Origin of the sequence: Shewanella sp. NKUCC06_TVS, assembly GCF_019345515.1 — a bacterium.
Classification (GTDB): domain Bacteria; phylum Pseudomonadota; class Gammaproteobacteria; order Enterobacterales; family Shewanellaceae; genus Shewanella; species Shewanella oncorhynchi.
The window spans coordinates 1-445 of the sequence record NZ_JAHKQX010000042.1 but is presented as its reverse complement, the minus strand read 5'-3'; the positions used below and the strand labels follow the sequence as shown (position 1 = coordinate 445).

General features: G+C 47.2%; 1 tRNA gene and 1 rRNA gene. Both read right to left on the bottom strand.

What is annotated here, in order from left to right:
- Window positions 1-174: 174 nt before the first annotated feature.
- Window positions 175-251, bottom strand: a tRNA-Ile gene (locus tag KO531_RS22210).
- 98 nt (window positions 252-349) lie between these two features.
- Window positions 350-445, bottom strand: a 16S ribosomal RNA gene (locus KO531_RS22205); the annotation flags it as partial.

Below are 445 nucleotides of genomic sequence, written 5' to 3'. Positions count from 1 at the left end.
GCAAGGCAGGCGCTCTCCCAGCTGAGCTATAGCCCCATTTACATGCAGTGCGAGTAAGTAAGATGTTCCAAACCTCTAAAAGGATTGGTTTGCCAAATCGAGTTATCCGCGACAAATTAACGCGACGTTTAGTTCACTAAACGAGTGTTAATTTAACAAAGGAGAACGAAGATTTGGTGGGTCAGAGTGGACTTGAACCACCGACCTCACCCTTATCAGGGGTGCGCTCTAACCAGCTGAGCTACAGACCCATCTTTGATAAACCTATTTTACTAGGTCCATCTTTTACTCTTTCTTTTATCAAGCAAATCTGTGTGAACACTCAAAAGCATCGAGTTAGTCGTATAGGTAAGGAGGTGATCCAGCCCCAGGTTCCCCTAGGGCTACCTTGTTACGACTTCACCCCAGTCATGAACCACAAAGTGGTGAGCGCCCCCCCGAAGGT